Source organism: Mesorhizobium sp. M1E.F.Ca.ET.063.01.1.1, from assembly GCF_003998155.1.
Lineage (GTDB): Bacteria > Pseudomonadota > Alphaproteobacteria > Rhizobiales > Rhizobiaceae > Mesorhizobium.
Genome location: NZ_RZSC01000219.1, coordinates 1 through 8427, shown reverse-complemented (window position 1 = coordinate 8427; position 8427 = coordinate 1). Strand labels below are relative to the sequence as shown.

Sequence of the window (8427 nt, the reverse complement as noted above, 5' to 3'; positions counted from 1 at the left end):
TTGCAAGTGAAGATGCCGGAAAGCTGGCTTGCCTGGAATATCCAGTTTTGAAGGTTTTTGGTGGTCCAGTTGCAACAGGACGGCGTCGCGCGCCGGATCATCGCGGCGATCAAGGCGCAGATCCACAGCGGCGCCTACCGGTCCGGCGACCGGCTGCCGTCTACGCGGGCCTTCGCCGCCGAATGGGGCGCGTCGCGCACCACGGTGACGGCCGCCTATAACCAGCTCGACGCAGAAGGCTATCTGATCATCCGGCAAGGGGCACGCGCGATCGTTGCTCCAGGGCTGGAAAGGGCGTCAGGGGAGGCGCCCATCACGGCTGCTCAGCCCCGCAGTCTCTCGGCATTCGCGCGCCGACTGCTGGCCCTGCCGCCGCCGGTGGAACAGCAGCCGGCCAAGGTCGCCGATTTCCGCTATGGCGACCTGTCCGGAGCGGACTTCCCGGTGCTGGCGTGGCGCCGGGCCTCGACCAAGGCCATTCTGCGGCGCGCCGCGCGGCTGCGCTATGGCGACCCTCAGGGGTCTTCCGCTCTGCGCAACGCGCTTCAGGCCTATCTCTGGCGCGCCCGCGGCATCAGTTGCACGCCGGACCGGATCATCATCGTCAACGGCTCGCAGCAAGGGCTCGACCTGTGCGCGCGGCTGCTGCTCGATCCAGGCGATCCGTTCGTGATCGAGAATCCGGGCTATGTACTCGCCCGCCATGCCTTTGTGGCGGCGGGCGGCATTGCCGTGCCGGTTGCGGTCGACGCGGACGGGCTGAGGACGGATGCGCTGCCGCCGGCCCGCCTGGCTTACGTGACGCCGTCGCATCAGTTCCCGCTCGGCGGCGTGCTTTCGGCGACACGGCGGCGTTCCCTCCTGGCCTGGGCCAAGGCGACAGGCGCCACCATTGTCGAGGACGATTATGACGGCGAATACCGCCACGACATCGCGCCAATCCCACCGCTGCAGACGCTGGACGCTGACTCGGTCATCTATGCCGGCACATTCTCCAAGACACTCTCGCCCACTTTGAGGCTCGGCTATCTCGTCGTGCCCGCCAGCCTGCGCCGGGCGTTCAGCGAGGCGAAGCGCCTGACCGACCGGCATGCTCCGCTGCTGGAACAGGACGCGTTGGCGGACCTGTTGACCCGCGGCGCCTATGAGCGCCACGTCCGCAGCATCCGCAGAAAAAACACCGAGCGCAGACAGGTCCTGCTGCAAGCGCTGACCGATCATCTGGGGACAAGCGTTTCTGTCGCAGGGGCAGAAACCGGACTGCATGTCGTTGCCTGGATGAACGGCATCGCCGCCGAGCGCGAGCCGGCGATCATCGCGGCGGCACGCGCCGCCGGAATCGGCCTCTATCCCGTGTCACCGCTCTATGACTCGAGCGGGCCGCGACCGGGAACGGCCGGCTTCATTCTGGGTTACGCCGGGCCCGACACGGAGGCGCTGCGGCGGGGCATCGCGGTGCTGGCAGCCATACTCGCCGAGCACCGCTGACGAGCCGGCAGCCCTGAATGTCTTGTCGGTAATCTCTTCGATCGGACGCGACTGGGCTAAGCGATGTGGCTCTTTTGCTAAAACAGCAAGCCCAGGGCACACATTGCAAATGCCGCATCTGCCTGTAAACTTCGCCAGCGAGAAGCTGCGGATAGGTGGATGTCTCGTCAGCCGGTACCGACATGTTTGCAGGGCACAACCCCTATCTGGTCGCGCTCTCGGTGGTGATCGCGATCCTGGGAGGATACACAGGTTTCGGGTTGGCAGCCCGCGTGCGCGGCACGCCTGGTGCGAGCCGTCGCGTTTTGCTGGCCGGCGCGGCCTTCTTCCTCGCTGTCGGGATCTGGACCATGCACTTTATTGGCGTGCTGGCCGCGCCATTGCCCGAAGGCACCGTCTATCTCGTTCTGCCCACCATCGTTTCATTTCTGATCTGCGCGCTTGTCGTCGGCGTCTCGCTGTTCTTCGTTTCCATCGGCGAGCCCTCCGGCAGCCGCATCATCGCCTCGGCGCTGCTGCTCGGCACCGGGATCGTCTCGATGCATTATGTCGGCATCCACGGGCTTGCCGGTCCGTTCCACATCCATCACGACAATAGGATGATACTGGTCGCGACGCTGATCGCCGTCGGCACCGCCTATGGAGGGCTGCGGATTCTCCTTGCCCGGCAAGGAGGCATGCGGCTCGCGCTCAGCGCCGTTGCCTTCGGCTTTGCCGTATCGGGGATGCACTACACCGCCATGTATGGCATGCAATTGATGCCCTCGGCAGGTGACGGCATGGATGGTCTCACTGCTTCGCCGCAGATCCTGGCGTTGATCGTATCGCTGCTCTCCTTCCTTGTCGTCGCCGGGTTCCTGCTCTTCCTGGTGCCGGAATCGCAGCAACGCGCCACCGCGACCTCACCCGAATGGCTGGGTGAGCCTCATGCCATGGATACCAGCCAGGAGCAGCCGGGCGATGACGATGCGCTGGGCTCACCAGCAAAGCGACCGCTGCCGCTGCATGGCCTCGGGCGACCGCCGCTGCCGCTGGTAACGCGCTTGCCCGTCGAAGGCGTCGACGGCACGCATTTCGTCGAGGCCGAAGAGATTCGTAGCATTCGCGCCGACGCCCACTACGCGCTCGTCCACGACGGAACCCGCGAGCGCATGAGCCCGTGGTCGATCTCGGAAGCGGAATCCCAGCTCGACCCGTCACGCTTCATGCGTGTTCACCGCAGCCACATCATCTCAGTCCCGCATGTCGTCCTGATCCGCAAGGAGGGTGACGGCGCGGTCGTCGAGCTTGACGGCCCGGCGCCGCATCTGGTGCCGGTAAGCCGCGCCCGCGTCGCTGAGCTCAGGGCGCGGCTGGGCCTTCTCAAGCGAAATGCCCGGGGCACGGCGCTGCCCAAGGAAGGTCAGTCGGCCTGACGCATTTCGTGCGGAAAAAGCCGCGCTTCGTGTGAAATCCGACCTTTCGTGACCCATTCGTCCGGCCTGCCTTGAAGCCGGCAGCGCCGCGCAGCAGCCTTCCCCCAAAACAGCCCAAGTTCGATCCCGATCCCAAAAGGATCCCGAGCGGTAAGGGCCAAGAGGAGGAAACATGATCCCGGGACCATTCACCTATCATCGGCCGGATTCGGTCGCCGACGCCGTCAAGCTGCTCGTCAAACTGGGCGACGAAGCGCGAGCGCTGGCCGGCGGTCACAGTCTCATTCCGATGATGAAGCTCAGGCTCGCAACGCCCGACCATCTCGTCGACCTCGCCGGCATCGATGTCTTGAAACGGATCGCACGCGATGGCGACCGGATCGTCATCGGCGCCATGACCACCCAGCATGAACTGCTGGCGTCCGAGACGATCGCATCCGCTCTCCCGATCCTGCGTGAGGCCGCCCTGCTGATCGCCGACCCGCAGGTGCGCTACCGTGGCACCGTCGGCGGCAATGTCGCCAACGGGGATCCCGGCAACGACATGCCGGCCCTGATGTTGACGCTTGGTGCGGACTATACGCTGCAGGGGCCTGACGGCAGCCGCTCGGTCGCGGCGAGCGAGTTCTATCAAGGCGCCTATTTTACCGCCCTGGAGCCTAGCGAGATTCTCACCTCGGTCTCGATTCCCGTGCCGCCGGCCGGCCATGGCTACGCCTACGAGAAGCTGAAGCGCAAGATCGGCGACTACGCGACCGCAGCCGCTGCCGTGGTGCTGACCATGGCTGGCGGCAAGGTCGCGACCTGCTCGATCGGCCTCACCAATCTCGCCGAGACGGCGCTGCTGGCGGAGGGCGCGGCTCAGGCCGTCATCGGCGCGACGCTCGACGACGCGTCGCTCAAAAAGGCGGCCGAGGCGGCCAGGGCAATCATGAGCCCGGCCGGGGACGGGCGCGGGCCGCCGGAATACCGCAAGCATGTCGGCGGCATCATGGTCGAGCGGGCGTTGAAGCGCGCCGCCGCCGTCGCTCGCTAGGGAGGCATCGATGGTTCAGTCAAAGAAAATCCAGATCAGCATGACGGTGAACGGCCAGGCGGTCGACGGATTGGTCGAGCCGCGCACGCTGCTCATCCATTTCATCCGCGAGAACCTGCAACTCACCGGTCCGCATATCGGCTGTGAGACGACCCATTGCGGCGCCTGCACGGTCGACATGAACGGCATGTCGGTGAAGAGCTGCACCGTCTTCGCGGTCCAGGCTGAAGGCGCCGAGATCACCACGATCGAGGGTATGGCTAACCCCGACGGCACGCTGTCGGCGCTGCAGGAAGGCTTCCGCATGATGCACGGGCTGCAATGCGGCTTCTGCACGCCGGGCATGATCACCCGCGCGCATCGCCTGCTGCAGGAGAACCCGAACCCGACCGAGGAAGAAATCCGCTTCGGCATCGCCGGCAATCTCTGCCGCTGCACCGGTTACCAGAACATCGTCAGGGCGATCCAATACGCCGCCGCCAAGTTGAATGGCACCGAATTCAAGGAGGCCGCAGAATGAACGACATGTCTCTCACGCGCGAAGAGCGCGAGGCCAAACTCGAAGGAATGGGCTGCAAGAGGAAGCGGGTCGAGGACATCCGCTTCACGCAGGGCAAGGGCAACTATGTCGACGACGTCAAGCTGCCCGGTATGCTGCATGGCGACTTCGTGCGCTCGCCGCACGCGCATGCAAGGGTCAAGTCGATCAACCCGGAAAAGGCGCTCAAGGTACCGGGCGTGCTGGCGGTCATCACCGCGGAGACGCTGAAGACGGTGAACCTCGCCTGGATGCCGACGCTTGCCGGCGACGTGCAGATGGTGCTGGCCGACGGCAAGGTGCTGTTCCAGAACCAGGAGGTCGCCTTCGTGGTCGCCATCGACCGCTATGCCGCCGACGACGGCGTCGCGGCGGTCGAGGTCGAATATGAGCCGCTGCCCGTGCTCGTCGACCCATTCAAGGCGCTCGATCCGGATGCGCCGCTGCTGCGCGAGGACATCAAGGACAAGAAGGACGGCGCGCATGGACCGCGCAAGCATCACAACCACATTTTCGAATGGACGGTCGGCGATCGGGAACTGACGGATGCCGCCTTCAACAAGGCGGAGGTGACGATCAAGGAGGTGATCTCCTATCACCGCACGCATCCGTCGCCGCTGGAGACCTGCCAGTGCGTCTGCTCCTTCGACAAGGTGAAGGGCGAGCTGACCATCTGGGGCACGTTCCAGGCGCCGCACGTGATCCGCACCGTCGTGTCGCTGATCGCCAAGCTGCCGGAGCAGAAGATCCACGTGATCGCGCCCGACATCGGCGGCGGCTTCGGCAACAAGGTCGGCGCCTATCCCGGCTATATCTGCGCTGCGGTCGCCTCGATCGTCACCGGCAAGCCGGTGAAGTGGGTCGAGGACCGCATCGAGAATCTCACCGCCACATCCTTTGCGCGCGACTACCACATGACGACCGAGATCGCCGCGACCAGGGACGGCAAGGTCACCGGCTTGCGCGTCCATGTGCTCGCCGACCACGGCGCGTTCGATGCCTGCGCCGATCCGTCGAAATGGCCGGCCGGCTTCTTCAACATCGTCACCGGATCCTACGACTTCCCCGTCGCCCACCTTGCGGTGGACGGCATCTACACCAACAAGGCGCCGGGTGGCGTCGCCTATCGCTGCTCGTTCCGGGTGACGGAAGCCGCCTACTGCATCGAGCGGGCCATGGACATACTGGCGCAGAAGCTCGGCATGGATCCCGCGGAGCTCAGGCTGAAGAATTTCGTCAAGCCCGAGCAGTTCCCGTACCACTCCGCGCTCGGCTGGGAGTACGACTCCGGCGACTATCACACCGCCATGCGCAAGGCGATGGAGAGCGTCCAGTATGCCGAGCTGCGCTCGGAGCAGGCGGCAAAGCGTGAAGCCTTCAAGCGCGGCGAAACGCGCGAGATCATGGGCATCGGCGTGTCCTTCTTCACCGAGATCGTCGGCGCCGGTCCGTCGAAGAACTGCGACATCCTCGGCATCGCCATGTTCGATTCCTGCGAAATCCGCCTTCATCCGACAGGCGCCGGCATCGCGCGCATGGGCACGAAGTCGCAAGGGCAGGGCCACGAGACGACTTGGGCGCAGATCATCGCGACCGAGATCGGCATCCCGGCCGACAACATCATGGTCGAAGAAGGCAACACCGACACCGCTCCCTATGGGCTGGGCACCTATGGCTCGCGCTCGACGCCGGTGGCGGGTGCGGCGATCGCCATGGCCGCGCGCAAGATCAAGGCCAAGGCGCAGATGATTGCCGCCTACAAGCTCGAGGTCCATGAGGACGACCTCGAATGGGACATCGACGGCTTCCGCGTGAAGGGCCTGCCGGAGAAATTCCTCGGCATGAAGGATATCTGCTGGATCGCCTACAACTCGCCGCCGCCCGGCATGGAGCCGGGGCTGGAAGCGGTGAGCTACTACGATCCGCCCAACATGACCTATCCGTTCGGCGCCTACATTTGCGTGATGGACATCGACGTCGACACGGGCGTCTACAAGGTCCGCCGCTTCTACGCGCTCGACGATTGCGGCACGCGCATCAACCCGATGATCATCGAGGGCCAGGTGCATGGCGGGCTGACGGAAGCATTCGCCATCGCGATGGGCCAGGAGATCCATTACGACGAGAGCGGCAACGTCACCACCGGCTCGTTCATGGACTTCTTCATCCCGACCGCGGTCGAGACGCCGAAGTGGGAGACCGACTACACGGTGACGCCTTCGCCGCACCATCCGATCGGCGCCAAGGGTGTCGGCGAAAGCCCGAATGTCGGCGGCGTGCCCTGCTTCTCCAATGCCGTCAACGACGCCTTCTCCTTCCTTGGCTCCACGCACATCCAGATGCCCCACGACTACTGGCGCAACTGGAAGGCCGCAAAGGACCTGGGGGCGGTGGGTTAGGAAGGGACGGTGAAGGAGCGTCGGTCCATGGGCTCGTTCTCCCGCGACGCGGTTGCCGGCCGCCTTGCCGAGGCTGGCTATATCGCCGATGCAGAGCTTGCCAGCGCGCTCGCGATCCAGTGGATGCTGCAGCGTCCGCTGCTGATCGAGGGTGAGGCGGGCGTCGGCAAGACGGAGGTCGCCAAGGCTCTTGCCTCGGTCCACGGCACCGAACTCATCCGCCTGCAATGCTACGAGGGCCTCGACCAGTCGGCCGCGCTCTATGAATGGAACTACCAGCGGCAGCTGCTGGCCATCGAGGCGCACAAGGGCAGCAGCGATCCGGACAGGATCGAGGACGAGGTCTTCTCCGAACGCTATCTCCTAGAGCGCCCGCTGTTGGCGGCGATCCGCCGCCGGACGCCTCCAGTGCTGCTGATCGACGAGATCGATCGCGCCGATGAAGAGTTCGAGGCTTTTCTCCTCGAGCTGCTCTCCGACTGGCAGGTTTCGATTCCCGAACTCGGCACGGTGAAGGCTGAGGCCATACCGCATGTGCTTTTGACGTCGAACGGCACGCGCGAGCTGTCCGACGCGCTGCGCCGCCGCTGTCTCTACCACTATCTCGACTATCCGGATGTCGAGCGCGAGGCGCGCATCATCATGGCGCGCATCCCGCGCGCCGGCGCGACGCTCTCGCTGCAGATCGCGCGCATGGTCGAGGCCATCCGCAAGGAGGACCTGCGCAAGGTGCCGGGCGTCGCCGAAACGCTCGATTGGGCGGCAGCGCTTGTCGGCCTCGAAGTCGAAAACTTGCACGACCGGCCGGAGATCGTGCACGAAACGCTGATGTGCCTGCTCAAGACGCGCGAGGATTCCGCGCGCATGGCTCGTGCCGTCACCGACCGGCTGCTGGGGAAAGTGGCATGAGCTGTTGCGGCGCCCCTCTCTCACAGGAAGAACTGGATGATGTCTCGCGCCTGGTGTCGCAGCGGCTCGGCGCCTTCCTGAAGACCTTGCGCGGGGCTTCGTTCAGCGTCGGCCTGCAGGAGGGCCAGGACGCCGCCAGATTGCTGGCGGCGGGCTACGGCAAGAGCTCCGGCCTGCTGCGATCGGCTTTCAAGCATCTGTTTTCGGCGCGCAAGGCCGACTGGGACAAGTTCGATGGCATCTTCGACGCCTTCTGGCTGCGCAAGGGCGCGCGCTCCCGCGTCGCTGCCGCCGGATCGCCGGCCAACTCCAACAATCCTTCCATCGGATCGCCGCAAGAGGCATCCGACCGGAATGGCAGGGGCGACATGCTCGATCAGATTCCCTCGGGCGATCTGCCTGAAGAGCGCGAAAGTTCTGGCGAGGGGCGCGCCGAGAGCGCGACGCGCGCCGAGAGGGTGGCCAGCACCGATTTCCGCAAGCTCGCCGATCCCGCCGAAATTGCCGAGGCCCATGCGATCGCAGCACGGCTTGCGCGCGCCATGCGCGCGCGGATTACCCGGCGCGATCTCGCCCGCCGCCGCGGCTACAGGCTCGATATCAGGCGAACCATCCACCGCAACATCAGCCATGGTGGCGCAC

Annotated in this window: 6 protein-coding genes and 1 pseudogene; all 7 read left to right on the top strand. The window is 65.3% G+C overall.

Translation table 11 applies throughout. The features are described 5' to 3' along the window. Nucleotides 1-60 precede the first annotated feature (60 nt). Complete coding sequence (locus EOA29_RS17040) at nucleotides 61-1488, top strand: PLP-dependent aminotransferase family protein (protein WP_126095017.1); 1428 nt, start codon at nucleotides 61-63, stop codon at nucleotides 1486-1488. Between the two features lie 182 nt (nucleotides 1489-1670). Continuing rightward, nucleotides 1671-2903 (top strand): MHYT domain-containing protein, encoded by a 1233-nt coding sequence (locus EOA29_RS17035; RefSeq protein ID WP_127221178.1) that lies wholly within the window; start codon nucleotides 1671-1673, stop codon nucleotides 2901-2903. A 172-nt stretch (nucleotides 2904-3075) separates the two neighbouring features. Beyond that, a complete protein-coding gene (locus EOA29_RS17030) occupies nucleotides 3076-3939 on the top strand; it encodes a xanthine dehydrogenase family protein subunit M (protein WP_127221177.1) in 864 nt (287 codons plus the stop codon). A 10-nt stretch (nucleotides 3940-3949) separates the two neighbouring features. Then, the gene (locus EOA29_RS17025) at nucleotides 3950-4459 is read left to right on the top strand and encodes a (2Fe-2S)-binding protein (RefSeq protein ID WP_126095015.1); all 510 of its coding nucleotides are present in this window, start codon (nucleotides 3950-3952) and stop codon (nucleotides 4457-4459) included. After that, the gene (locus EOA29_RS17020; protein ID WP_127221176.1) at nucleotides 4456-6876 is read left to right on the top strand and encodes an aerobic carbon-monoxide dehydrogenase large subunit; all 2421 of its coding nucleotides are present in this window, start codon (nucleotides 4456-4458) and stop codon (nucleotides 6874-6876) included. Before EOA29_RS17025 ends, EOA29_RS17020 begins: the two co-directional genes overlap by 4 nt. 27 nt (nucleotides 6877-6903) lie before the next feature. After that, entirely contained in the window at nucleotides 6904-7785 is an 882-nt protein-coding gene (locus tag EOA29_RS17015; RefSeq protein ID WP_127221175.1) for a MoxR family ATPase, read from the top strand. Next, a pseudogene (locus EOA29_RS17010) lies at nucleotides 7782-8427 on the top strand (carbon monoxide dehydrogenase); the annotation flags it as partial. The gene EOA29_RS17015 and the pseudogene EOA29_RS17010, both read left to right, overlap by 4 nt.

Bases quoted from the DNA above. Each gene is read 5' to 3' on its own strand.
- EOA29_RS17035 (WP_127221178.1), top strand. From the start codon at position 1,671: ATGTTTGCAGGGCACAACCCCTATCTGGTCGCGCTCTCGGTGGTGATC.
- EOA29_RS17030 (WP_127221177.1), top strand. From the start codon at position 3,076: ATGATCCCGGGACCATTCACCTATCATCGGCCGGATTCGGTCGCCGAC.
- EOA29_RS17025 (WP_126095015.1), top strand. From the start codon at position 3,950: ATGGTTCAGTCAAAGAAAATCCAGATCAGCATGACGGTGAACGGCCAG.
- EOA29_RS17020 (WP_127221176.1), top strand. From the start codon at position 4,456: ATGAACGACATGTCTCTCACGCGCGAAGAGCGCGAGGCCAAACTCGAA.
- EOA29_RS17015 (WP_127221175.1), top strand. From the start codon at position 6,904: ATGGGCTCGTTCTCCCGCGACGCGGTTGCCGGCCGCCTTGCCGAGGCT.